Origin of the sequence: Pseudomonas brassicacearum, from assembly GCF_918698105.1 — a bacterium.
Lineage (GTDB): Bacteria > Pseudomonadota > Gammaproteobacteria > Pseudomonadales > Pseudomonadaceae > Aquipseudomonas > Aquipseudomonas brassicacearum_F.
Map to the genome: position 1 here is coordinate 1 of NZ_CAKKMI010000014.1, position 24,523 is coordinate 24,523.

Genomic DNA, 24,523 nt, shown 5'->3' on the forward strand with positions numbered 1-24,523 from the left:
ATATTGAAGGTGACTGATCCACCGCCATCGCGAGCAAGCTCGCTCCCACAAGGGGGAATAGGGTGTCAGTTGTGAAGTCGATACAGCGCATTCGCCAGCGCAACATCCTCCAGCCCCAGGCCGATGGAGCGGAAGAACACGTGGCGTTCATAGCTTGGACGCGCCACCCGTTCGCTGAGCAACTCAGGCAAATCGCCGACGATCCTCGACGCCTGCCAGCCATGCTGTTCGCCGGCGATCAGCATTTCACCGGCCGAGCCTGGGGTGGTCTGACGATAGTCGCAGAACACGTCCATGTCGTTGAGGCTTTGAGGGGGGACTTCGTGGGCGCGTGGGGCGTTGGTGCTGATGGAGGTGATCAGCGCCGGTTTGCCCAAGGTCTGCGGATCGAGCACTGCTTTGGCGGAGGAGGTGCAGAGCATCACCACATCGGCATCGTGCAGTGCCGCTTCAAGGCTGTCGGCGATGCGCAGGCGCGGGTCCAGGTCGGTGATGGAGGCAAGTGCTTGTGCCGACTTGGTCTTCAGGCCCGGCGAGTAGAGGCTGATCGCTTGCCAGTCCCGCAGGCCCTTGACGTATTGCACGTGTGCCCGCGCCACCGCACCGCTGCCGATGACCGCCAGGCGCCGGGCGGTGTGCGGGGCGAGGGCATCGACGGCAACAGCCGTGGTGGCAGCGGTGCGAGCGGTGGTCAACTCGGCGGCATCGCACAGTAGCAGCGGCTGGCCGGTCTGCATCGACATCAACAAGGTCCAGGCGGTTACCAGCGGACCTTGCTCGCGCACGATGTAGGGCGAGGTCTTGACCCCGTAGACCTGGTCTTCAGCCAGCACACCCAGGTAGTTGATGAAATCCCCGGCGCCCTGGGGAAACACCACCCGTTGCTGGGGCGGCTGCACCGCTTGTCCGGCGGCGAGATCACGGAACAGCTTGCGCAAGATTTGCGGCACGTCGATTTGCCCGAGCAGTTCTCGGGCCTGGGCTTGGGTCATCACATGGGGCGTGCTGGACATGGGGACTCCGGATGCTTGCGTAAACTAATTTGTCCATTATGGACTTTTAGTTTAATCGAGCAATATCCCCAGGCAAAAAAAAGCGCAGCCTGTCTTGGCTGCGCTGATCATTCCCACGCTCTGCGTGGGGATGCCTCAATGGACGCTTTGCGTCCGTCTCGATGCTAAGGGCGCTTACGCTCGACCGGTCGCAACAGATGCGTCGGCGGAGTTTCGCAATTGATCTTTTTCCCCAGCAACGCCTCGATCGACGGCAACTGGTAGGAGTCATCTTCACCGGCGAAGCTGATCGAAACCCCCGCGGCCCCGGCACGACCGGTACGGCCAATGCGGTGCACGTAATCATCCGGCACTTCCGGCAACGTGAAGTTGATCACGTGGCTGATGCCGTCGATGTGGATGCCGCGACCGGCCACGTCGGTGGCCACCAGCACGCGGATCTTGCCCTCGCGGAAACCTTCGAGGGTCTTGATGCGCTTGTGTTGCGGCACGTCGCCCGAGAGCTGGGCCGCGTTGACGCCATCGCGCACCAGGCGTTCTTCGATACGCCGTACTTCGTCCTTGCGGTTGGCGAACACCATCACCCGTTCCCAACCGTTGTCGTTGACCAGGTTGTAGAGCAGCTTGTACTTGTCGGCACCGGCGACTGCGTAGATGTGTTGCTCGACGTTTTCGCTGGCGACGTTCTCGGCTTCGATCTCGACGATGGCGGGGTCGGTGGTCCACTGCTTCGCCAGGTTCATCACGTCTTCAGTGAAGGTGGCGGAGAACAGCAGGGTCTGGCGTTCGCTTTTCGGTGGAGTCTGGCGAATGATCTGGCGCACTTGCGGGATGAAGCCCATGTCGAGCATGCGGTCGGCTTCGTCCAGCACCATCACTTCGACCATGTCCAGGTGCACGTCGCCGCGCTGGTTGAAGTCCAGCAGGCGGCCCGGCGTGGCGACCAGGATGTCGCAATGGCGGGCTTCGAGGTGCTTGAGCTGCTTGTCGAAATCCATGCCGCCCACGAACGTCATGACGTTCAGGCCGGTGTACTTGGTCAGGTCGGCGGCGTCCTTGGCGATCTGCACCACCAGCTCGCGGGTCGGCGCGATGATCAGCGCCCGCGGTTCGCCCATGTAGCGTTCCTTGGGTGGCGGGGTCTGGAGCAACTGGGTGATGATGGAAATCAGGAATGCGGCGGTCTTGCCGGTGCCGGTCTGGGCGCGACCGATGGCGTCTTTGCCGGCGAGGGTGTAACCGAGCACTTGCGCCTGGATCGGCGTGCAATACGGAAAACCCAGGTCCTGGATGGCATGCATCAGTTCCGGGGCGAGCTTGAAATCGTGGAAGCGGGTCTTGCCTTCCTGGGGTTCTACGGCGAAGTCCTCGAGTTTCCAGGCGACGACCGGCGGTTTCGGTGCGCGTTCACGGCGCGGCCGGGGGGCTTCGTTGCGGGGTGTCTCGGGCTCGGATGCCGCAACAGGCTGGGCGACGGGTTCTTGTTTCGCCTGTGCAACGGGGGCCGCCCGGCGCGGTTGTTGCGCATCGGTACGGCTCGGGCCGTGGGTCGGCGCAGTGGAGCCAGGCGCGAGTTGCTCGGCCTCGCTTTTACCGAACATCTTCTTGAGTGCTTTGAGCACGGTCATCTCATCGATTGGTTAAGGAATGTACGCCGGCCAGTGTAATGCAAGAAACGGGCGCGGCGTAGTGTGATCGTCAAAGGACCGGCGTGGCGATCAGTCTCTTAGCGCAAGCGCTCGGCCAGCCAGGTGCCGATGTCGCGAATCTCCTCGGGTAACACTTCGTGGCCCATTGGGTATTCTTGCCATGTCACGGTGACACCATGCTGCTTCAAATACTCTTTCGCGGTCCGACCCATGGGGTTGAGTACCACTTCGTCGTATTGCCCGTGCAGCGCCAGGACCGGAATGCGTTGCTGGCTGGCCGACAATTGCAGCTCATCGCTGAAAGTCGGTGCATAAGTAGACAGCGCGACTACACCGCCCAGCGGGCCCTGCCATTTCACGAATGCCGTGTGATAGACCACCGCGCCGCCCTGGGAGAAACCCGCCAGGAAAATCCGCGAGGCGTCTATTCCGACGGCTCGCTGGGTTTCGATCAGGTCGATGACCCGTTGTGACGAGGCTTCGAGCTGCTGTTCGTCAATGGCCCGCGCCGGACTCAAGGCCCGGATGTCGTACCAACTGGGCATGGCATAGCCGCCGTTGATCGTTACTGGCTGGGTCGGTGCCTGGGGTAGAACGAAACGTGTAGTGAGCAAACTTTGCTGCAACATTTCGGCTACTGGCAGGAAATCAAAGCGATCGGCGCCCAGGCCGTGAAGCCAGATAACGCACGCGTCGGCAGTGCTGCTGGGCTCGAGAATCAGGGGGTCGGTCATGGCTGTGCTCCAAATCTGTGCGGGCGCGCCCAGTCAGTGCGTGATTTCAGTGCGTGCCCGGTGTCTTAGTTAATTAGATGTCGCAAAGTTGAAAGTTTTTGTCTTGACGAGTTTTACAAGGGCTAAGCGCAGCGGTCTGGTACGGGCTTTGCTACGGGTGTACCTGAGTGATGATTCTTACGCTGTGCGGTAACACTATCAGTTCACCGCTACGCATGGGATATCAGAAATCCGGTGATGAATGTTCGCCAGCAGCCGCTACGGGCTTCGCGAACGTGAAGGGCTACAGCCCGTTCGGCCGATTGGTGAGAGATGGGCATGACCACTGTTTACGGACATCCTCATTATTAGACTCATAGCGAAGGTCCAGACGTCGGTTGACCCTAAAAAAAGCCAACAAGGGTCGGCAATGCCCCAAAAGGGTGCGACAGGACTCGAGCTCCGACACAACAAGAGCAAAACTGGAGGTTTGAATGAAGTTACTGAAATCCACCCTGGCCGTCATGACCGCAGCAGCAGTACTTGGCGTCAGCGGGTTCGCTCAGGCGGGTGCAACTCTGGATGCCGTGCAGAAGAAAGGTTTTGTGCAATGTGGTGTGAGTGATGGCCTGCCGGGTTTCTCGGTGCCTGATTCGACCGGCAAGATCGTCGGTATCGACGCTGACTTCTGCCGCGCCGTGGCCGCTGCAGTATTTGGCGACGCGACCAAGGTCAAGTTCAGCCAGTTGAACGCCAAGGAGCGCTTCACCGCGCTGCAATCGGGCGAAATCGACATGCTCTCGCGCAACTCCACCATGACCAGCTCCCGTGACGCGGGCATGGGCTTGAAATTCCCAGGCTTCATCACCTACTACGACGGCATCGGCTTCCTGGCCAACAACAAGCTGGGCGTCAAGAGCGCCAAGGAACTGGACGGTGCAACTATCTGCATCCAGGCCGGTACCACCACCGAGCTGAACGTTTCCGACTACTTCCGTGCCAACGGCCTGAAGTACACCCCGATCACTTTCGACACCTCCGATGAAAGCGCCAAGTCGCTGGAATCCGGTCGTTGCGACGTGCTGACCTCGGACAAGTCCCAGCTGTTCGCCCAGCGCAGCAAGCTGGCTTCGCCGAAGGACTACGTGGTTCTGCCGGAAACCATTTCCAAGGAGCCCCTGGGCCCAGTCGTGCGTAACGGCGACGACGAGTGGCTGGCCATTGTCCGTTGGACTGGCTACGCCTTGCTCAACGCTGAAGAAGCTGGCGTGACCTCGAAGAACGTCGAGGCCGAAGCCAAGTCCACCAAGAACCCTGATGTCGCTCGTATGCTGGGCGCAGACGGTGAATACGGCAAAGACCTGAAACTGCCGAAAGACTGGGTTGTGCAGATCGTCAAGCAGGTCGGCAACTACGGTGAAATGTTCGAGCGCAACCTCGGCAAGGGCACTCCGCTGGAAATCGACCGCGGCCTGAACGCTCTGTGGAACGCCGGCGGCATTCAATACGCACCACCAGTGCGCTGATGGTTCTATCACCCGGTGGGCCAACCACCGGGTGATGTTCTGTTCCATTCTTTGCGGGGCACTTCATGCAAAATTCAATCGGCGCACCTAAGCAGAGGCTCAGCCTCAGCGATCCACGAGTGCGTGCGTGGGTATTTCAGATCGTCACTGTCGTGGCGGTTATTTCGCTGGGCTGGTTTCTGTTCGATAACACGCAGACCAACCTCCAGCATCGGGGCATCACCTCCGGTTTCGGCTTCCTGGAACGCAGTGCCGGTTTCGGCATCGCCCAACACCTGATCGACTACACCGAAGCGGACAGCTATGCCCGGGTCTTTGTCATCGGGTTGCTCAATACCCTGCTGGTCACGTTCATCGGTGTGATCCTGGCAACCATTCTGGGGTTCATCATCGGCGTGGCACGGCTGTCGCAGAACTGGATCATTTCCAAGCTGGCAACCGTTTATGTGGAGGTTTTTCGTAATATCCCGCCACTGTTGCAAATCCTGTTCTGGTACTTCGCGGTATTCCTGAGCATGCCGGGACCGCGGGCCGCCCATAACTTCGGCGACACCTTCTTCGTCAGCAGCCGGGGCCTGAACATGCCTGCCGCGCTGGTGGCCGAAGGGTTCTGGCCGTTCGTAATCAGTGTTGCGCTGGCGATCGTCGCCATCGTGCTGATGACGCGTTGGGCCAACAAGCGTTTCGAAGCGACTGGCGAGCCGTTTCATAAATTCTGGGTCGGCCTGGCGTTGTTCCTGGTGATCCCGGGGTTGTGCGCGCTGCTTTTTGGTGCGCCGGTGCATTGGGAGATGCCAGAGCTCAAGGGCTTCAACTTCGTCGGTGGCTGGGTGCTGATCCCGGAACTGCTGGCCTTGACCCTGGCCTTGACCGTGTACACCGCGGCGTTCATCGCCGAGATCGTACGCTCGGGCATCAAGTCGGTCAGCCACGGCCAGACCGAAGCCGCCCGTTCCCTGGGACTGCGCAACGGTCCGACCCTGCGTAAAGTGATCATCCCGCAGGCCCTGCGTGTGATCATTCCGCCGTTGACCAGCCAATACCTGAACCTGGCGAAAAACTCGTCCCTGGCGGCCGGTATCGGCTATCCGGAAATGGTTTCGCTGTTTGCCGGCACAGTGTTGAACCAGACGGGCCAGGCCATCGAGGTGATTGCGATCACCATGAGTGTGTACCTGGCGATCAGTATCAGCATCTCGTTGCTGATGAACTGGTACAACAAGCGCATTGCGCTGATCGAGCGGTGAGGAAACGCGCATGACGACTCATACTTTCAAACCAGACATGCCCCCGCCGGGCAGCAGCATCGGCGTGGTGGCGTGGATGCGCGCCAACATGTTCTCCAGCTGGATCAACACGCTGCTGACCCTGTTTGCGTTCTACCTGATCTACCTGATCGTTCCACCGCTGTTGCAATGGGCGATCCTCGATGCCAACTGGGTCGGTACCACTCGCGCCGACTGCACCAAGGAAGGCGCCTGCTGGGTGTTCATCCAGCAGCGTTTCGGTCAGTTCATGTACGGCTATTACCCGACGGATCTGCGCTGGCGCGTCGACCTGACCGTATGGCTGGCAGTGATCGGTGTGGCGCCGTTATTCATCTCGCGCTTCCCGCGCAAGGCGATCTACGGCCTGAGCTTCCTGGTGCTGTACCCGATCATCGCCTGGTGCCTGCTGCACGGCGGCGTGTTCGGCCTGGACGCCGTGGCGACCAGCCAATGGGGCGGTCTGATGCTGACCCTGGTGATCGCTACCGTCGGTATTGTCGGCGCCTTGCCGCTGGGTATCGTCCTGGCGCTGGGCCGACGTTCGAACATGCCGGCGATTCGCGTGGTCTGCGTGACGTTCATCGAGTTCTGGCGCGGCGTGCCTTTGATCACTGTGCTGTTCATGTCCTCGGTAATGCTGCCGCTGTTCCTGCCTGAAGGCATGAACTTCGACAAGCTGCTGCGGGCGCTGATCGGGGTGATCCTGTTCCAGTCGGCCTACATTGCCGAAGTGGTGCGTGGTGGCCTGCAAGCCATTCCCAAGGGGCAATACGAAGCGGCCGCTGCGATGGGCCTGGGTTACTGGCGCAGCATGGGCCTGGTGATTCTGCCGCAAGCCTTGAAGATGGTGATCCCGGGTATCGTCAATACCTTCATTGCGTTGTTCAAGGACACGAGCCTGGTGATCATCATCGGCCTGTTCGACCTGCTCAACAGCGTGAAACAAGCTGCCGCCGACCCGAAATGGCTGGGCATGGCCACCGAAGGCTATGTGTTCGCCGCCCTGGTGTTCTGGATTTTCTGTTTTGGTATGTCCCGCTATTCCATGCATTTGGAACGCAAGCTGGACACTGGCCACAAGCGTTAGGAGTTGACTCATGAGTGAAGCGATCAAACAGCCTGTGAGCCCTGAAGGCATTATTCAGATGCAGGGCGTGAACAAATGGTACGGCCAGTTCCATGTGTTGAAAGACATCAACCTGAACGTCAAGCAGGGCGAGCGTATCGTGCTGTGTGGCCCTTCCGGTTCCGGTAAGTCCACCACCATCCGCTGCCTCAACCGCCTGGAAGAGCACCAGCAGGGTCGCATTGTGGTCGACGGCGTGGAACTGACCAACGACCTCAAGCAGATCGAAGCGATCCGCCGAGAAGTCGGCATGGTGTTCCAGCACTTCAACCTGTTCCCGCACCTGACCATCCTGCAGAACTGCACCCTGGCGCCGATGTGGGTACGCAAGATGCCCAAGCGCAAGGCCGAGGAAATCGCCATGCATTACCTGGAGCGCGTGCGCATTCCAGAGCAGGCGAACAAGTACCCGGGGCAGCTCTCCGGCGGTCAGCAACAGCGCGTGGCCATCGCTCGTGCCCTGTGCATGAAGCCGAAAATCATGCTGTTCGACGAGCCGACCTCGGCCCTCGACCCGGAAATGGTGAAAGAAGTACTGGACACCATGATCGGCCTGGCCGAAGACGGCATGACCATGCTCTGCGTGACCCACGAAATGGGCTTCGCCCGCACCGTGGCCAACCGCGTGATCTTCATGGACAAGGGTGAAATCGTCGAACAGGCCGCGCCGAACGACTTCTTCGACAACCCGCAGAACGACCGCACCAAGTTGTTCCTGAGCCAGATCCTGCATTGATCCGGCCTTAGGCAGTGAAATAAGCCCGGACTTGTCCGGGTTTATTTTTGCCTGCGTTTTCTTCGCCTCAGGAGCTGAGCACGGTTTCGCGCTCGGGGTGGCGGTCAAGCAACAACTGGCGCAGGTCGGTGCCTTCGTCCAGGACCTGGATCTCGGCCATCAGGTGTGGATGACGATCCAGCAGGCGCATCAGCATGAACAGCGGTTGAGGTGGGGGGATCTCGCCTCGCTCATAGCGGGAAAAGGCGTTGTGCCCACCGCCGGACAATAACTTCACGGCTTCTTTCTGAGTGAGATGCAGTTTGCGACGGATGCGCTTGATCTCTGCGCCCATGGCTTGAAGGCAGTCTTCGAGCAACTGGTCGCTGGCCTTGGAATAGCGCTCGGCGCTGTCGGTATCGTGATCGAATTCTATTTCACCACAGACCTGGCATTCCCATCCGGCGATGTCGTGCACCGGTCGGGCTACCCGCTTGTAGTCGACTGAGAAGCTGCGATTCTTGAAGTGATGCATCGCCTCATCTGTGCCGCAGCTGACACATTGCTGTGTTTTCATTGGTTTTTCTCTTTGAAGGAGATCACCGGATGCCCACCGCCGGGGCGGTAAGTCACTTTGATGTAGATCTCCCGATCCTGAAATGTTGTGTGATAGACGTCTTGCCAGATTCGGTGATCGGCATAGGTGGTCATCGATTTGTGCAGCATCCTGTACTCCAGCAGGTGAACGATTCGCAGCATCTGGGCAAGACTTAACGTCATCCTCCGTCCGCCTTCCCGCGCGCTCATCGTGAACGCCTTGCTTCCCAACCTGCGAACCTCGGCCTTGACCTCTGCCAGCTCGTAATGGGGCGTGCTCTTTTCCATAAGAAGTCATTTGCCTTATCTCTAAAATTACCCTCAAAGGGTAATTTTGACCAATCGAAAATCTCGCTCTTTTGCTGCCCTTAAACCCTAGGCGCTTGTTCGCGGGGATGAAGCTGACTAACATGTCAGAAAATTCATCCTATGATTGGATGAAAGGGCGGACTCCATGTCAGATATTTCTCCGTTAATAAAGCGCTCCCTGGTCGATCAGGCCTTGGAGCAATTGCGCCGACGTATAAGCGATGGTGTGTGGGCCGTCGGCCAGCGCTTGCCCACCGAGCCGGAGCTGGTGGCGGAGCTGGGTATCAGCCGCAACACCGTGCGTGAAGCCATGCGCGTGCTGGCGTTTTCCGGGTTGATCGAGATCCGCCAGGGTGACGGCAGCTATGTGCGGGCGGTGGTTGATCCGCTGGATACGCTCAAGGTGTTGTCCCGCTGTTCGCTGGAACAGGCCCGGGAAACCCGGCATATCCTGGAGGTGGAGGCCATCGGCCTGGCGGCGCTGCGGCGCACCGATGAGGATCTGCTTGCCTTGCGCCGGGCGCTGCAAGACAGCGGCGAGCACTATCACGGCGACCTGGAGCACTACATCGCCTGCGACCTGGTGTTCCACCGCCTGCTGGTGGACGCCGCGCACAACCCGGCGCTCAGTGAACTCTATCGCTACTTTTCCAGCGTCATCGGCGCACAGTTGCGCCAGAGCCTCAACATCACCCCGCGCCATCAACATGTGTTCGACCTGCACGTCGAAATCCTCGAAGCCGTCGAACGCCAAGACCCGGAGCAGGCCAAGGCCCTGTGCCGGCAGTTGATCAATGAACCTTGAACCCGAGTTTTCCATGTCCCGCGATCTGCTTGACCCTGCCACTTCGACGGCGCCCAAACGCGCCGCCGAGCTTGAAGAACTGTTGATCGACGCCGAGGCCGACGATGAGCAGGCCCAGCAGCGCCATCCGTGGGTGCGTCGCCCCTGGCTGTTGCTGCTCGGGTTGATCCTGGTGGCGCTGAACCTGCGTCCGGCGTTGTCGAGCATGGCGCCGTTGCTCAGCGAAGTGTCAAGAAGCCTCGGCCTGTCGGCTGCCCAAGCCGGTTTGCTGACCACATTGCCTGTGCTTTGCCTGGGCCTGTTCGCGCCGCTGGCACCGGTGCTGGCGCGGCGCTTCGGTGCCGAGCGCGTGGTGCTGGGGATCTTGTTGACGCTGGCGGGCGGGATTGTCTTGCGCAGCGCCTTCGGTCAGATCGGGCTGTTTGTCGGCAGCATCCTGGCTGGCGCAAGTATCGGTGTGATCGGCGTGCTGTTGCCGGGCATCGTCAAGCGCGACTTCGCCAAGCAGGCCGGCACCATGACCGGTGTCTACACCATGGCCTTGTGCCTGGGCGCGGCGATGGCGGCCGGGGCGACCGTGCCGCTGAGCGAGCAGCTTGGCCACAGCTGGGCCTTGGGCCTGGGGTTCTGGGTGGTCCCGGCGCTGCTGGCCGCGGTGTTCTGGTTACCGCAAGTGGGCGAGAAACACGGCGCCCATCAGGTGGCGTACCGGGTCCGCGGCTTGCTGCGTGATCCCCTGGCCTGGCAAGTGACCTTGTACATGGGGCTGCAATCGTCCCTGGCCTACATCGTCTTTGGCTGGTTGCCGTCGATCCTCATCGGACGTGGCCTGACGCCGACCCAGGCCGGGCTCGTGCTGTCCGGTTCGGTCATCGTGCAGTTGATCAGTTCCCTCGCGGCGCCCTGGTTGGCAACACGCGGCAAGGACCAGCGCCTGGCCATCGTGATCGTCATGCTCATGGTCCTGGGTGGCTTGTTCGGTTGCCTCTACGCGCCGCTCGATGGCTTGTGGGGCTGGGCGATCCTCCTGGGCCTGGGGCAGGGCGGATCATTCAGCCTGGCGCTCACGCTGATCGTGTTGCGTTCGCGGGACGCCCACGTGGCCGCCAACCTGTCCAGCATGGCCCAGGGCTTCGGCTATACGCTGGCGTCGGCGGGGCCATTCGCGGTGGGCGTGGTCCACGACTTGACCGGCGGCTGGAATGCCCTGGGCTGGATCTTCGGCCTGGTTGGCCTGGGGGCGATCATCGCGGGCATCGGCGCAGGCCGGGCGTTGTACGTCGGGGTCAGCAGCGAAAGGGTCACCGGTCTTCGTTGATATCATTTTCATGGCGAATGACGATAGTCTTCCCCGCTTCGGCAGATTATCGTGCAGGCCTACTGAAACGTTTTTCGGAGCCGGTCCATGAGTGATGCCCACAACGCCTTGATCAGCCGTTTTTATCAGGCCTTCCAACGCCTGGACGCCGACGCCATGAGCGCGTGCTACACCGACGACGTGCTGTTCAGCGACCCGGCGTTCGGCGAGCTGCGCGGGCGCGATGCCGGCGACATGTGGCGCATGCTGACGACCCGGGCCAAGGACTTTTCCCTGACCTTCGATAACGTGCGCAGCGATGAGCGTACCGGTGGTGCACATTGGGTGGCGATCTACCTGTTCAGCCAGACCGGCAACGTCGTGATCAACGACATTCAGGCGCGCTTCGTGTTTCGCGATGGCAAGATCTGCGAGCACCACGACAGCTTCGATCTGTGGCGCTGGTCCCGCCAGGCGTTGGGCACCAAAGGGTTGCTGCTGGGTTGGACACCGCTGGTGCGCAACGCCGTCAGGGCCCAGGCGCTCAAGGGGCTGCGGGCGTTCCAGGCCAGTCGCTGATAAGATCGCGGCTTGTTCTGTGCACCTGTTGAATATCTTGTGACGATCGCCGACCTCTCTCCCGACCTGCCTGCACAAGGCCCCGCCGAAGCGGACAAACACTGGTTCGTCTACTTGGTGCGGGCCGCCAATGGCTCGCTGTATTGCGGTATCAGTGATGACCCGGTGCGGCGTTTCGCCAAGCATCAAAGCGGCAAGGGCGCGCGCTTCTTCCTGTCCAGCCCGGCCGTGGCCCTGGTGTACACCGAGGCCTGTCGCGACAAGGGCGAGGCCCTGCGCCAGGAGCGATTGATCAAAAAGCTCAAGAAAAGCGCCAAGGAATGCCTGGTGGCCAGTGCGCTGTCGCTACATCAGCCGGGCTGATAGGCCTTTATCAGGCCGGTAGGCTGGCCCGGCCAGGCGCGTTAAGCTGTAGGACTTCATTCCTGCAATGGGCAATCTCATGTCAGAGCTGATCCTTCATCATTACCCAACGTCTCCTTTCGCGGAAAAAGCCCGGCTGCTGCTGGGCTTCAAGGGGCTGTCCTGGCGTTCGGTGAACATCCCGCCGATGATGCCCAAGCCTGACCTGACGGCGCTGACGGGAGGCTATCGCAAGACCCCGGTATTGCAGATCGGCGCGGATATCTATTGCGATACGTCGCTGATGGCCCGCCGCCTGGAGCAGGAGAAAGCCTCGCCGGCGCTGTTCCCCGAAGGCCGCGAGATGATCGCCGCGTCTTTCGCGGCGTGGGCCGATTCGGTGGTGTTCCAGCATGCCGTGAGCCTGGTGTTCCAGCCGGAGTCGGTGGCGGTGCGGTTCGCCAAGCTATCGCCCGAAGCGATCAAGGCGTTCGTCAGCGACCGCGCCGGGCTATTCAGTGGCGGCACGACCACGCGCCTGGCCGCCGAGCAGGCCAAGCACCAATGGCCGACGATCATGGCGCGTCTGGAGCAACAGTTGCAGCGCGAGGAGGGCGATTTCCTGTTGGGTGATCCGTCAATTGCCGACTTCGCCATGGCCCATCCGCTGTGGTTCCTCAAGGGCACACCGGTCACCTCGCCGCTGGTAGACGCGTATCCGGCTGTCTCGGCCTGGCTGGCGCGGGTGTTGGGTTTCGGCCATGGTGCCTCGAGCCAGATGAGTGCCGAAGAGGCCTTGGAGGTTGCCCGCAACGCAACGCCGGCAGCGTTGCCGGATGAGGTATTCGACGAGCCGAACGGATTTACCGTGGGGCAACAGGTGAGCATCGCCGCGACTGACTATGGCGTCGATCCGGTGGTCGGGGAGTTGTTGTTTGCTGGCAGCGAGGAACTGATTCTGCGTCGCGAAGACGAACGGGGCGGCGTGGTGCATGTGCACTTTCCGCGGTTTGGCTTCCGGATCGAGGCGGTCTGACCTTCCCCAAGGAGGTGACTGGTCGACCGCTATCGCGAGCAGGCTCGCTCCCACACTGGATCTGCGGTGATCATCGGATTCATGTCCGCCGCAATCAATGTGGGAGAGAGCCTGCTCGCGATTAGGCCGTCAGATCCAGCACCATCCTTGGCAGGCAACCTATATCGCGGACAATGCCCTGAGAATATTCTCCGGCTCATACCCACGAATCAACGTGCCGTTCACATCCAGGATCGGAATCCCCCGGCCACCCAGCGCCTCATAGGTCTTGCGCGCTTCGGTGTCCTTCTCGATATCGAACTCGCGAAACGGCACGCCTTTCTCATCCAGGAACCGCCGGGTGGCCTTGCAGTAGCCGCACCAGTCGGTGGCATACAGGACGACGCGGGCGTTGCTGCGAACCTGCTCCGAAACCATCTGTGACGGGTTGAACACCCGCTCGATCTTGCCCCAGTTCTGATAGGCCACCACCACCAGCAGAATCAGCAGGAATTTCTTCAGCACCCCACCAAACATCAATTACGACGCTTGAGCTGATCAGTCAACGAAGTAGGCAACCCCTTGATGATCAGCGTGCCAGCTTCCTCGTCATACTCGATCTTGGAGCCCAGCAAGTGCGCTTCGAAGCTGATGGACAAGCCTTCGGCGCGGCCGGTGAAGCGGCGGAACTGGTTGAGGGTGCGTTTGTCCGCCGGGATTTCCGGCGACAACCCGTAGTCCTTGTTGCGGATGTGGTCATAGAAGGCTTTCGGACGCTCTTCGTCGATCAGTTCGGACAGTTCTTCCAGCCCCATCGGCTCGCCGAGCTTGGCCTGGCTGCTGGCGTAATCGACCAGGGTCTTGGTTTTCTCCCGGGCGTCGTCTTCCGGCAGGTCTTCGCTTTCGACGAAGTCACTGAAGGCCTTGAGCAGGGTGCGGGTCTCGCCGGGACCGTCGACGCCTTCCTGGCAGCCGATGAAGTCACGGAAGTATTCCGAGACCTTCTTGCCGTTCTTGCCCTTGATGAACGAGATGTACTGCTTCGATTGCTTATTGTTCTGCCATTCCGACACGTTGATCCGCGCCGCCAGGTGCAGCTGGCCCAGATCAAGGTGGCGGGACGGGGTCACGTCCAGCTCATCGGTCACCGCCACGCCTTCGCTGTGGTGCAGCAGGGCGATGGCCAGGTAGTCGGTCATGCCTTGTTGGTAATGGGCGAACAGCACGTGGCCGCCCACCGACAGGTTGGACTCTTCCATCAGCTTTTGCAGGTGTTCCACCGCCACGCGACTGAAAGCGGTGAAATCCTTGCCGCCGTCCAGGTACTCCTTCAGCCAGCCGCTGAACGGATGCGCCCCGGACTCGGCATGGAAAAAACCCCAGGCCTTGCCTTGCTTGGCGTTATAGCTCTCGTTGAGGTCGGCGAGCATGTTCTCGATGGCCGTGGACTCTGCCAGTTCGGAGTCGCGGGCATGGAGCACAGCAGGGGTGCCGTCGGGTTTTTTGTCGATCAGGTGGACGATGCAATGACGGATCGGCATGGATTTCTCGGCTGATGAAAGAGAGGAGGGCGCGCTCCCCGAAAAAGGGCCCAGTGTACCGCAAACACTGGTTTTGGAACCCGGCAAAGGCCCTTTCAGACCCGTCCGACAGCCTATATGCATTTTTTTAACGGTTTAGCGCAAGAAAGCTGACCAAATGGGTAGCTAGAAGCGGATATTTCAGAGGCGTTGTGCTAGTTTTGCCCGGTCTTACGCGATGTCACTGCGTTAAGCGTGCATTCAGCATCTGTCAGGTCGAACCAAACCCGGTTTTCGGCATCTATTACCCCGATCCGTCGCGGTGATTGCCGAGGGTGCCTGATCAAGAGAGATCGGGCTCGATGGCTGACACTGCACTCTGCAATCCATATGAATTTGATAGGGAAGGAACACTACATGGCTCTTACTAAAGACCAACTGATCGCTGATTTGGCTGAATCTGTAGACGCACCAAAAGCTACCGTGCGTGCTCTGCTGGACCAACTGGGCCAAGTCGTTGCCGATCAGCTGGAAAATGGCGGCGAAATCACTCTGCCAGGCGTTGGCAAGCTGAAAGTCACCGAGCGTCCTGCCCGTACCGGCCGCAACCCTTCGACTGGCGCTGCCATCGAAATCGCTGCCAAGAAAGTGATCAAGCTGGTTGTGGCCAAAGGCCTGACCGACGCGGTCAACAAGTAAGACCGCTGTAAAAAAAAAACCGTGCCTCGGAGCGATCCGGGCACGGTTTTTTATTGCCTTGAGAATCACCCGTAGGCGCTGTGTCTTTCTAATCCTTGCGAACCCAGCGAGCTTGGCGCCAGGCCTGTTGCTGCGCCTCGGTCTGGAAGGTCCAGGCCACGAAACGACTCTGCTTCTGGCCCTGGGACATCTCCACCACCTGGCTGTGCAGCGCCCCGGCCTTTTTCAGCGCGGCTTGAATCGCCGGCAGGTTCGACGCCTTCGACACCAGGGTGCTGAACCACAGCACTTGCCCAGACAGCTGCGCACTTTCGCCGATCAGTTGCGTCACGAACCGGGCTTCCCCGCCCTCGCACCACAACTCTGCAGCTTGACCGCCGAAATTCAATACCGGCAGCTTGCGCTTCGGATCGGCCTTGCCCAGTGCCCGCCACTTGCGCTGGCTGCCCTTGGTGGCCTCCTCCAGAGAGGCATGGAACGGCGGGTTGCACATCGTCAGGTCGAACCGTTCAGCATCTTCCAGCAGGCCCAGGAGAATTTGCGTGCGGTTGGCTTGCTGGCGCAACTGGATGGCCTTGTTCAAGCCATTGGACTGGACGATGGCCTTGGCCGAGGCGATGGCCGTCGGATCGATCTCCGAACCGAGGAAGTGCCAGCGGTAGTCGCTGTAGCCGATCAATGGATAAACGCAGTTGGCGCCTGTGCCGATGTCCAGCACCTTGACCGCCGCCCCGCGGGGGATTTCACCGTCGTTGTGGCTGGCGAGCAAATCGGCGAGGAAATGCACATAGTCCGCCCGACCTGGCACCGGTGGGCACAGGTAATCGGTCGGAATGTCCCAATGAGCGATGCCATAGAAGGATTTGAGCAGCGCGCGGTTGAACACCCGCACGGCCTCGGGGCTGGCAAAGTCGATGCTTTCCTTGCCGTAGGGGTTGATGATCACGAACTTCGCCAGTTCCGGCGTGCTCTTGATCAACGCCGGGAAATCGTAGCGGCCCTGGTGACGGTTGCGCGGATGCAGGCTGGCCTTCTCACGCGGCGCCCCGGTTTTAGCCTCCGGGGCGGACTTGGGCTTTTGGCGGGCAGGTTTGGGTGTGCGGGGGGCGGTCATGGGCGAGTCGATTCGGGGAGGGTTCAAAAAGTGGCGGGCATTGTCCCACATCCGGCCCGGTCTTGATGACTGCGCGGTTTAAATGTGGGAGCGAGCTTGCTCGCGATAGCAGTGTGTCAGTTGGCATATGGGTTGGCTTACCCGCCGCTATCGCGAGCAAGCTCGCTCCCACATGGGTTTTGCGATACCTGAAAAGGAAAGTGACAGGCATAAAAAAGGAGGTCCAATCGGACCTCCCTTTTCATTGCAAACCGCCGTTACAGGCTGGCAATCCGCGCGTGCTGCTCGGCCAGCTTGCCCAAGGCTTGTTCCGCCTCGGCCAGTTTGGCCCGTTCCTTCTCGATGACTTCGGCCGGCGCCTTGTCGACGAAGCCGGCGTTGGACAGCTTGCCGCCGACCCGCTGCACTTCGCCTTTGAGGCGCAGGATTTCCTTGTCCAGGCGCGCCAGTTCGGCGGCCTTGTCGATCAGGCCCGCCATCGGCACCAGCACTTCCATCTCGCCGACCAGGGCGGTGGCCGACAGTGGCGCTTCGTCGCCGGCTGCCAGGACCGTCACCGATTCAAGCTTCGCCAGTTTCTTGAGCAGCGCCTCGTTTTCGTTGAGGCGGCGCAGGTCTTCGGCGCTGGCGTTCTTCAGGAACAGGGCCAGTGGCTTGCCCGGGCCGATGTTCATTTCGGCGCGGATGTTACGCAGGCCGAGCATGAAGGTCTTGAGCCACTCGATGTCGTCTTCGGCCGCCGGATCGATGCGGCTTTCGTTGGCCACCGGCCACGGTTGCAGCATGATCGTCTTGCCTTGGATGCCCGCCAGCGGTGCGATGCGCTGCCAGATTTCCTCGGTGATGAACGGCATGAACGGATGCGCCAGGCGTAGGGCCACTTCCAGCACGCGCACCAGGGTGCGACGGGTGCCGCGCTGGCGTTCGACCGGGGCGTTTTCGTCCCACAGCACAGGCTTGGACAGCTCCAGGTACCAGTCGCAGTACTGGTTCCAGATGAACTCGTACAAGGCTTGTGCGGCCAGGTCGAAGCGGAACTGATCGAGCTGGCGAGTTACCTCGGCCTCGGTGCGTTGCAACTGCGAAATGATCCAGCGATCGGCCAGGGTCAGCTCAAAGGCTTCGCCGTTCTGGCCGCAGTCTTCGCCTTTGTCCAGCACGTAGCGCGCGGCGTTCCAGATCTTGTTGCAGAAGTTGCGATAGCCTTCGACGCGGCCCATGTCGAACTTGATGTCGCGACCGGTGGACGCCAGCGAGCAGAAGGTGAAGCGCAGGGCATCGGTGCCGTAGCTGGCGATGCCCTCGGCGAACTCTTCGCGGGTGGCCTTCTCGATCTTCTTCGCCAGTTTCGGCTGCATCAGGCCGGAGGTGCGTTTCTGCACCAGGGTTTCCAGGTCGATGCCGTCGATGATGTCCAGCGGGTCGAGGACGTTGCCCTTGGACTTGGACATCTTCTGGCCCTGGCCGTCGCGCACCAGGCCGTGGACGTAGACGGTCTTGAACGGCACTTGCGGCGTGCCGTCTTCATTCTTCACCAGGTGCATGGTCAGCATGATCATCCGGGCGACCCAGAAGAAAATGATGTCGAAACCGGTGACCAGGACGTCGGTGGAGTGGAATTTCTTCAGGAACTCGGTCTGCTGCGGCCAACCCAGGGTGGAGAAGGTCCACAGGCCGGAACTGAACCACGTGTCGAGGACGTCGTTGTCCTGCGCCAGGGCAACGTCCGGGCCGAGGTTGTGCTTGGCGCGGACTTCGGCTTCATCACGGCCGACATAGACCTTGCCCGACTCGTCGTACCAGGCCGGGATGCGGTGGCCCCACCACAGCTGGCGGCTGATGCACCAATCCTGGATGTCGCGCATCCACGAGAAGTACATGTTTTCGTATTGCTTGGGCACGAACTGGATGCGGCCGTCTTCGACAGCGGCAATCGCAGGCTCGGCCAGCGGCTTGGTGGACACGTACCACTGGTCGGTCAACCACGGCTCGATGATGGTGCCGGAGCGGTCGCCTTTCGGGACTTTCAGGGCGTGATCGTCGACGCTGACCAGCAGGCCGGCGGCATCGAACGCCGCGACGATCTGCTTGCGTGCTTCGAAGCGGTCCAGGCCGGCGTATTCGGCCGGGATCTGGCCGTCGACGCTTTCGTTCAGCGTGCCATCGAGATTGAATGCCTGGGCGGCCGGCAAGACGTTGGCGTTCTTGTCGAAGATGTTCAGCAGCGGCAGGTTGTGGCGCTTGCCGACTTCGTAGTCGTTGAAGTCGTGGGCCGGGGTGATTTTCACGCAGCCGGTGCCGAATTCAGGGTCGCAGTAGTCGTCGGCGATGATCGGGATGCGACGGCCCACCAGGGGCAGTTCGACGAACTTGCCGATCAGGGCCTGGTAGCGTTCATCGTTCGGGTTCACCGCCACGGCGGCGTCGCCCAGCATGGTTTCCGGACGCGTGGTGGCGACGATCAGGTAATCCTTGCCTTCGGCGGTCTTGGCGCCGTCGGCCAGCGGGTACTTCAGGTTCCACAGGAAACCTTTCTCGTCGTGGTTCTCCACTTCGAGGTCGGAAATGGCCGTGTGCAACTTGGTGTCCCAGTTGACCAGGCGCTTGCCGCGATAGATCAGCCCGTCTTCATGCAGGCGCACGAAGGCTTCCTTCACCGCTTCCGAAAGACCGTCGTCCATGGTGAAGCGCTCGCGGCTCCAGTCCACGGACGAGCCGAGGCGACGGATCTGGCGGCTGATGTTGCCACCGGACTCGTCTTTCCATTCCCAGACTTTCTCGAGGAATTTCTCGCGGCCCAGGTCATGGCGACTCTGGCCCTGGGCTTCGAGGCGGCGCTCCACCAGCATCTGCGTGGCGATACCGGCGTGGTCGGTGCCCGGCTGCCACAAGGTATTGCGACCTTGCATGCGCCGGAAACGGATCAGCGCGTCCATGATCGCGTTGTTGAAACCGTGGCCCATGTGCAGGCTGCCGGTGACGTTCGGCGGCGGAATCATGATGGTGTAGGAATCGCCCGCGCCTTGCGGAGCGAAATAATTCTCGGACTCCCAGGTGTTGTACCAGGAAGTTTCAATGGCGTGCGGCTGGTAGGTCTTATCCATGCGCGGCGGGACCCTATTGGCATTTATTCAGGAAAAGCCGGGAAGTATAGCGGGCGGGGCTGGTGCAAGCCACATGCAGCAAGCTGAATGCAGGTTCAGTTGAACCCTGTGGGAGCGAGCCTGCTCGCGATGAGGCCATCACATTCAACATCCATGTTGATTGACAGACCGCTATCGCGAGCAGGCTCGCTCCCACAGGGTGTTCACAATTAGGGAGGGGACGCTATTCGTACTGGCTGAGCAACCGCTCCATCCGCGCATCCAGCCGGCGCTTGATCTCGGTCTCGATGTGCGGGGCGAAGTCGTCGATGACGTCTTGCATGATCAACTGCGCCGCAGCGCGCAGTTCGCGGTCCAGGTGCAGCAGGGCGTCGGGCCCTTTGGCTTCGGTCTTGGCGGCGGGCTTGGGTTCAGGCTGGCCGTTGATCGGGTCGAACAGCAGGGGGATCTGTTCGTCATGCGCCGGCTCGTGCACGACCGTGTCGGTCAGCAGCGGCGGTTGTAGGTTGTCGTCGCCGAGCAGTTGGCGGATCGACTCGAGGTCATCCAGCAGGTGCGCGGGCTTTTGTGGCGGTTTTGGAGTGTCCATCGTAGGGCTCAGAGTCGCTGTAAACGGTGGTCTTGCAGAGGATAGCCCTGTTCGCGGTAGAAACGGAAACTCTCCCGCGCGGCTTGTCGGATGGCCGGGTCTTCGACCACCACTTCCGCCACACGGGCGAAGCGCTGGGCAAAGGCCGGTACTTTCAGGTCGAGGTTGACCAGCAGGTCCTGGTGCTGACCGCAGTCATCCCCCAGCCCCAGCACGATCAACCCCTCGGGTTCGCTCTCGGCCGGGCCGTGGGGCACGAAGCTCTCGCCCTTGAAGGCCCACAGGCGTGCGTCCAGGTCTTCGCGCTGGGCGGCATCGCTGCAATGCAGGTAGATGCGGTGCCCCATGCGCCAGGCCTTTTCAACGAGCTTGCAGGCGAAATCCAGCCGCGCCGACGGATCGGCGCTGGGCAGGATATAGAAATCGACTTTGGTCATTACGGTTCCTGAGCCGCCGCTGACGCCACCCGAAGGTGACGCCAGCGACGGTCATTGGTGTCAGGCCTTGGCGCGGTCCAGCAGGTACTGGGTCAGCAGGGGCACCGGACGACCGGTGGCGCCCTTGTCCTTGCCGCCGCTGGTCCAGGCCGTGCCGGCGATGTCCAGGTGTGCCCAGTTCAGGTTCTTGGTGAAGCGCGACAGGAAGCAGGCCGCGGTGATGGTCCCGGCTTTCGGGCCGCCGATGTTGGCGATGTCGGCGAACGGGCTGTCCAGTTGTTCCTGGTACTCGTCGAACAATGGCAACTGCCAGGCACGGTCGTCGGCTTGCTGGCCGGCGCTGAGCAGCTGGCCGATCAGTTCGTCGTTGTTGCCCAGCAGGCCCGAGGTATGGGCACCGAGGGCGACGACGCAGGCGCCGGTCAGGGTCGCGATGTCGATCACTGCTTGCGGCTTGAAGCGCTCGGAGTAGGTGAGGGCGTCACACAGCACCAGGCGGCCTTCGGCGTCGGTGTTGAGGATTTCCACGGTCTGGCCGCTCATGGTGGTGACGATGTCACCCGGGCGCGAGGCCGTGCCGCTGGGCATGTTCTCGGCACAGGCCAGGATGCACACCAGGTTGATCGGCAGTTGCAGTTCGAGCACGGCGCGCAGGGTGCCGAACACACTCGCGGCGCCGCCCATGTCGTACTTCATCTCATCCATGCCGGCACCCGGCTTGAGGCTGATGCCGCCGGTGTCGAAGGTGATGCCCTTGCCGACCAGTGCGTACGGCTTCTCGGATTTCTTGCCGCCGTTGTATTGCATCACGATCAGGCGTGGCGGCTGGGCGCTGCCCTGGCCGACGGCATAGAACGAACCCATGCCCAGGTCCTTGATCTTCTTCTCGTCGAAGACTTCGACCTTCAGGCCCTTGAATTCCTTGCCCAGTGCCTTGGCTTGTTCGCCGAGGAACGTCGGGTGGCAGATGTTCGGCGGCAGGTTGCCCAGGTTGCGGGTGAACGCCATGCCGTTGGCAATCGCGGTGGCGTGGGTCACGGCACGCTGGACTTCAGCCTGGGCGGCCTTGATGGTCAGCAGGGTGATTTTTTTCAGGGTGCGGGGTGCGGCTTTCTGGCTCTTGAATTGGTCGAACTGGTATTCGCCGTCCACCAGGGTCTCGGCCAGCAGGCGGTTCTTGCCGTAGCTGTCGCGGCCCTTGACCACCAACTCGTCCAGCGCCAGGGCAGCATCAGCGCCGCCAAGGCCCTTGAGGGTGCCCAGCACGCCGGCAATGATTTTACGCAACGCACGGTCGCCCAGTTCAGCGTCCTTGCCCACGCCCACCAGCAGCACGCGCTCGGCCTTGAGGTTGGGCAGGTTGTGCAGCAACAGGCTCTGGCCGACCTTGCCGGCCAGGTCGCCGCGCTTGAGCACAGCGCTGATGGCCCCGCCGCTCAGGGTATCGAGCTGGGTGGCGACCACGCCGAGCTTACGGTCTTCGCCCACGGCAACTACCAGTGTGGCGGTTTTCAACGTTTCTGGGCTGACGCTTTTTACAACCAGTTCCATGTCCGGATCCCTGAGTCAATGGTCAAGAGGCCAGGCGCCGAGACAGTGGCGCGCTGAGCAGCTGTCTTCTATATAAGAGAAGCGCCGGTACGTGCCGGCGACAAAGGCCGCAGTTTGAACCCCGGCGGCCGAGCCTGACAACCCTGGTAGCGGTTAACTTTTTGACCTTGTGAAGCGTGTGCTTAAAGCGTGCGCAGTGACAGGCGCCTCCAATCACAGGATAATGCGGCTCTTTTTTGGGCGGCTCGCTGCATGAGCTGGCTCGATACGTTTCTTGTTTGGCCGCCTTAGCCTGACAATCCTGGAGTGTCTGGTTTGATCGTCTTCCGTTATTTATCCCGTGAAGTCCTGCTGACCCTGAGCGCCGTCAGCGCCGTGCTGCTGGTCATCATCATGAGCGGGCGCTTCATCAAATACCTCGCCCAGGCGGCCTCCGGCGCCCTGGACCCGGGCTCGCTGTTCCTGATCATGGGGTTCCGCCTGCCGGGCTTCTTGCAATTGATCCTGCCGCTGGGGTTGTTCCTCGGCATCCTGCTGGCTTACGGGCGCTTGTACCTGGACAGCGAAATGACCGTGCTGTCGGCCACCGGCATGAGCCAGCAGCGCCTGTTTCGCATAACGCTGTTCCCGGCCACTTTGGTGGCGCTGGTGGTGGCCTGGCTGAGCCTGAGCCTGGCACCCCAGGGCGCCAACCAGTTCCAGTTGCTGATCAACCAGCAGGACGCCATGACCGAGTTCGACACCTTGGTGCCGGGGCGTTTCCAGGCCCTGCGCGACGGTACGCGGGTGACCTATACCGAACAGCTCTCGGACGACCGGATCGACCTGGGCGGCGTCTTCATTACACAAAAGAACCTGTCTTCGGATACCAAGAAGGACCGTGGCATTTCCGTGCTGGTGGCCGAGAAGGGCCGGCAGGAAATCAACCCCGACGGCAACCGCTACCTGATCCTGGAAAACGGCTATCGCTATGACGGCAAGCCGGGGCAGGCCGATTACCGGGCCATCCAGTACGACACCTATGGCGTGCTGTTGCCCAAGCCCGAGGTCAGCGACGAAGTCACTGACCGCGACGCGATGCCCACCGCGAGCCTGCTGGGCAACAACGACATTCGTGCCCGTACCGAGCTGCAATGGCGCCTGTCCTTGCCGCTGCTGGTGTTCATCGTGACCCTCATGGCGGTCCCGCTGTCGCGGGTCAATCCGCGCCAAGGGCGTTTCCTCAAGCTGCTGCCGGCGATTCTTCTGTATATGGCTTACCTGACCATCCTGATTTCCGCCCGCAGTGCGTTGGAGAAAGGCAAGATCCCGCCAGCCCTGGGCCTGTGGTGGGTGCACTCGATCTTCCTGGCCATCGGCCTGGGGCTGCTCTATTGGGAGCCGCTCCGCCTGAAGCTGGCCAGTCGTCGCAGCGCGCTGGAGGTGGCCCGTGGTTAAGCTCGATCGCTACATCGGCAGCAGTGTGTTCATGGCGATCCTTGCGGTGCTGGGGATCATTCTCGGCCTGGCGACCCTGTTTGCCTTCATCGATGAAATGAGCGACGTCAGCGACACCTATACCTTGATGGACGTGGCCAGCTACGTGCTACTGACCGCGCCACGGCGTCTGTACGACATGCTGCCGATGGCCGCATTGATCGGCTGCCTGATCGGCCTGGGCAGCCTGGCCAGCAACAGCGAACTGACCATCATGCGCGCCGCCGGCGTGTCCATTGGTCGGATCGTCTGGGCAGTGATGAAACCCATGCTGGTGTTGATGCTGGTGGGGGTATTGATCGGTGAATACATCGCCCCAGCCACCGAAAATACTGCCCAGGCCAACCGTTCCCTGGCCCAGGGCGGCGGTGATGCGCAAAGCGCCAAGCACGGCCTCTGGCACCGCCAGGGCGACGAGTTCATCCACATCAACTCGGTCCAGCCCAACGGCATTCTGTACGGCGTGACCCGGTATCGCTTCGACGACCAGCGTCACATGCTGTCGTCGAGCTTTGCCAAGCGCGCCAATTTCGCCGAGGACCACTGGCAGCTGAGCGATGTCACTACCACCTTGTTCCATGACAAGCGCACCGAGGTGGTCGCCGCCCCGCAGGAACGTTGGGACGTGTCGATCAGCCCGCAGTTGCTCAGCACCGTGGTGATGGCACCTGAATCCCTGTCGATTACCGGCTTGTGGGGGTATATCCACTATCTGGCGGACCAGGGCTTGAATAACGGCCGCTACTGGCTGGCTTTTTGGGTCAAGGTGTTGCAGCCGTTGGTCACCGCCGCCTTGGTGTTGATGGCCATTTCCTTCATCTTCGGTCCGCTGCGTTCGGTGACCCTTGGTCAGCGGGTGTTTACCGGCGTGCTGGTGGGCTTCACTTTCCGCATTGCCCAGGATCTGCTGGGGCCGTCGAGCCTGGTGTTCGGCTTCTCGCCGCTGTTTGCGGTGCTGGTGCCGGCCGGTGTCTGCGCGCTGGCCGGGCTCTGGCTGTTGCGTCGGGCCGGTTGAGCGACGCCACGCGTCCCTGTAGGAGCTGGCGAAGCCTGCGATCTTTTGATCTTGATCTTCTCGC

The 24,523-nt window shown here is 61.2% G+C and carries 24 protein-coding genes; 12 read left to right on the forward strand and 12 right to left on the reverse strand.

Annotation, left to right across the window (positions count from 1 at the left end):
* Positions 1–65: 65 nt before the first annotated feature.
* The 3 genes from LQ215_RS07825 to LQ215_RS07835 form a co-directional block, all read right to left on the reverse strand.
* On the reverse strand, positions 66–1,013 hold the full coding sequence (locus tag LQ215_RS07825) for an ornithine cyclodeaminase family protein (protein WP_230148593.1): 948 nt from the start codon (positions 1,011–1,013) through the stop codon (positions 66–68).
* Between the two features lie 164 nt (positions 1,014–1,177).
* Positions 1,178–2,641, reverse strand: a complete 1,464-nt coding sequence (rhlB, locus tag LQ215_RS07830) for an ATP-dependent RNA helicase RhlB (RefSeq protein ID WP_230148595.1) — start codon at positions 2,639–2,641, stop codon at positions 1,178–1,180.
* Positions 2,642–2,739: 98 nt separating this feature from the next.
* A complete protein-coding gene (locus LQ215_RS07835) occupies positions 2,740–3,396 on the reverse strand; it encodes an alpha/beta hydrolase (RefSeq protein ID WP_230148597.1) in 657 nt (218 codons plus the stop codon).
* Between the two features lie 473 nt (positions 3,397–3,869).
* Between LQ215_RS07835 and LQ215_RS07840 the strand changes: the two genes are divergently transcribed.
* The 4 genes from LQ215_RS07840 (at position 3,870) to LQ215_RS07855 (ending at position 8,031) form a co-directional block, all read left to right on the forward strand.
* The gene (locus tag LQ215_RS07840) at positions 3,870–4,901 is read left to right on the forward strand and encodes an amino acid ABC transporter substrate-binding protein (RefSeq protein ID WP_003205302.1); all 1,032 of its coding nucleotides are present in this window, start codon (positions 3,870–3,872) and stop codon (positions 4,899–4,901) included.
* A gap of 65 nt (positions 4,902–4,966) precedes the next feature.
* Entirely contained in the window at positions 4,967–6,148 is a 1,182-nt protein-coding gene (locus LQ215_RS07845; protein WP_230148599.1) for an amino acid ABC transporter permease, read from the forward strand.
* A gap of 10 nt (positions 6,149–6,158) precedes the next feature.
* Positions 6,159–7,256: an amino acid ABC transporter permease gene (locus LQ215_RS07850; protein WP_230148600.1), complete on the forward strand. Its 1,098-nt coding sequence runs from the start codon at positions 6,159–6,161 to the stop codon at positions 7,254–7,256.
* A gap of 10 nt (positions 7,257–7,266) precedes the next feature.
* Positions 7,267–8,031, forward strand: coding sequence for an amino acid ABC transporter ATP-binding protein (locus LQ215_RS07855; protein ID WP_003205299.1), 765 nt, complete (start codon positions 7,267–7,269; stop codon positions 8,029–8,031).
* 67 nt (positions 8,032–8,098) lie between these two features.
* On the opposite strand, the gene LQ215_RS07860 is transcribed toward LQ215_RS07855, so the two are convergent.
* Positions 8,099–8,587, reverse strand: a complete 489-nt coding sequence (locus LQ215_RS07860) for a type II toxin-antitoxin system MqsA family antitoxin (protein ID WP_230148602.1) — start codon at positions 8,585–8,587, stop codon at positions 8,099–8,101.
* Positions 8,584–8,895 (reverse strand): type II toxin-antitoxin system MqsR family toxin, encoded by a 312-nt coding sequence (locus LQ215_RS07865; protein WP_003205297.1) that lies wholly within the window; start codon positions 8,893–8,895, stop codon positions 8,584–8,586. The genes LQ215_RS07860 and LQ215_RS07865 overlap by 4 nt, the downstream gene beginning before the upstream one ends.
* 166 nt (positions 8,896–9,061) lie before the next feature.
* Here LQ215_RS07865 and LQ215_RS07870 point away from each other — a divergent pair, with 166 nt between their 5' ends.
* From LQ215_RS07870 to LQ215_RS07890, 5 genes are all read left to right on the forward strand, one after another.
* Positions 9,062–9,721 carry a FadR/GntR family transcriptional regulator gene (locus LQ215_RS07870; RefSeq protein WP_230148604.1) on the forward strand — a complete coding sequence of 220 codons (660 nt, stop codon included), beginning with the start codon at positions 9,062–9,064 and terminating at the stop codon, positions 9,719–9,721.
* On the forward strand, positions 9,711–11,039 hold the full coding sequence (locus LQ215_RS07875; protein ID WP_436839560.1) for a CynX/NimT family MFS transporter: 1,329 nt from the start codon (positions 9,711–9,713) through the stop codon (positions 11,037–11,039). The genes LQ215_RS07870 and LQ215_RS07875 overlap by 11 nt, the downstream gene beginning before the upstream one ends.
* Positions 11,040–11,126: 87 nt before the next feature.
* Positions 11,127–11,597 (forward strand): nuclear transport factor 2 family protein, encoded by a 471-nt coding sequence (locus tag LQ215_RS07880; protein WP_230148608.1) that lies wholly within the window; start codon positions 11,127–11,129, stop codon positions 11,595–11,597.
* A gap of 39 nt (positions 11,598–11,636) precedes the next feature.
* The gene (locus LQ215_RS07885) at positions 11,637–11,960 is read left to right on the forward strand and encodes a GIY-YIG nuclease family protein (protein ID WP_436839561.1); all 324 of its coding nucleotides are present in this window, start codon (positions 11,637–11,639) and stop codon (positions 11,958–11,960) included.
* A 79-nt stretch (positions 11,961–12,039) separates the two neighbouring features.
* Positions 12,040–12,975: a glutathione S-transferase family protein gene (locus LQ215_RS07890; RefSeq protein WP_230148610.1), complete on the forward strand. Its 936-nt coding sequence runs from the start codon at positions 12,040–12,042 to the stop codon at positions 12,973–12,975.
* A gap of 159 nt (positions 12,976–13,134) precedes the next feature.
* Here LQ215_RS07890 and LQ215_RS07895 read toward each other — a convergent pair whose 3' ends face one another.
* Both LQ215_RS07895 and yejK read right to left on the reverse strand, forming a co-directional pair.
* Positions 13,135–13,491, reverse strand: coding sequence for a glutaredoxin family protein (locus tag LQ215_RS07895; protein WP_230148613.1), 357 nt, complete (start codon positions 13,489–13,491; stop codon positions 13,135–13,137).
* A complete protein-coding gene (gene yejK, locus LQ215_RS07900; protein WP_030139623.1) occupies positions 13,491–14,495 on the reverse strand; it encodes a nucleoid-associated protein YejK in 1,005 nt (334 codons plus the stop codon). The genes LQ215_RS07895 and yejK overlap by 1 nt, the downstream gene beginning before the upstream one ends.
* Positions 14,496–14,891: 396 nt before the next feature.
* Here yejK and LQ215_RS07905 point away from each other — a divergent pair, with 396 nt between their 5' ends.
* Complete coding sequence (locus LQ215_RS07905; protein WP_058544106.1) at positions 14,892–15,173, forward strand: HU family DNA-binding protein; 282 nt, start codon at positions 14,892–14,894, stop codon at positions 15,171–15,173.
* Between the two features lie 88 nt (positions 15,174–15,261).
* Here the strand turns inward: LQ215_RS07905 and rlmF are convergent, their stop codons facing one another.
* From rlmF to LQ215_RS07930, 5 genes are all read right to left on the reverse strand, one after another.
* Positions 15,262–16,287 carry a 23S rRNA (adenine(1618)-N(6))-methyltransferase RlmF gene (gene rlmF, locus LQ215_RS07910; protein ID WP_230148615.1) on the reverse strand — a complete coding sequence of 342 codons (1,026 nt, stop codon included), beginning with the start codon at positions 16,285–16,287 and terminating at the stop codon, positions 15,262–15,264.
* Between the two features lie 257 nt (positions 16,288–16,544).
* On the reverse strand, positions 16,545–19,391 hold the full coding sequence (locus tag LQ215_RS07915) for a valine--tRNA ligase (RefSeq protein ID WP_230148617.1): 2,847 nt from the start codon (positions 19,389–19,391) through the stop codon (positions 16,545–16,547).
* 223 nt (positions 19,392–19,614) lie between these two features.
* Positions 19,615–19,980, reverse strand: coding sequence for a DNA polymerase III subunit chi (locus LQ215_RS07920; RefSeq protein ID WP_230148619.1), 366 nt, complete (start codon positions 19,978–19,980; stop codon positions 19,615–19,617).
* A gap of 8 nt (positions 19,981–19,988) precedes the next feature.
* Positions 19,989–20,417: a DNA polymerase III subunit chi gene (locus LQ215_RS07925; RefSeq protein ID WP_003205282.1), complete on the reverse strand. Its 429-nt coding sequence runs from the start codon at positions 20,415–20,417 to the stop codon at positions 19,989–19,991.
* Positions 20,418–20,477: 60 nt separating this feature from the next.
* Positions 20,478–21,968, reverse strand: coding sequence for a leucyl aminopeptidase (locus LQ215_RS07930; RefSeq protein ID WP_230148621.1), 1,491 nt, complete (start codon positions 21,966–21,968; stop codon positions 20,478–20,480).
* Positions 21,969–22,283: 315 nt separating this feature from the next.
* Here LQ215_RS07930 and lptF point away from each other — a divergent pair, with 315 nt between their 5' ends.
* Together lptF and lptG are read left to right on the forward strand one after the other, a co-directional pair.
* Positions 22,284–23,405, forward strand: a complete 1,122-nt coding sequence (gene lptF / locus LQ215_RS07935) for an LPS export ABC transporter permease LptF (protein WP_230148623.1) — start codon at positions 22,284–22,286, stop codon at positions 23,403–23,405.
* Positions 23,398–24,459 (forward strand): LPS export ABC transporter permease LptG, encoded by a 1,062-nt coding sequence (gene lptG / locus LQ215_RS07940; RefSeq protein WP_230148625.1) that lies wholly within the window; start codon positions 23,398–23,400, stop codon positions 24,457–24,459. The genes lptF and lptG overlap by 8 nt, the downstream gene beginning before the upstream one ends.
* Positions 24,460–24,523: the final 64 nt, after the last annotated feature.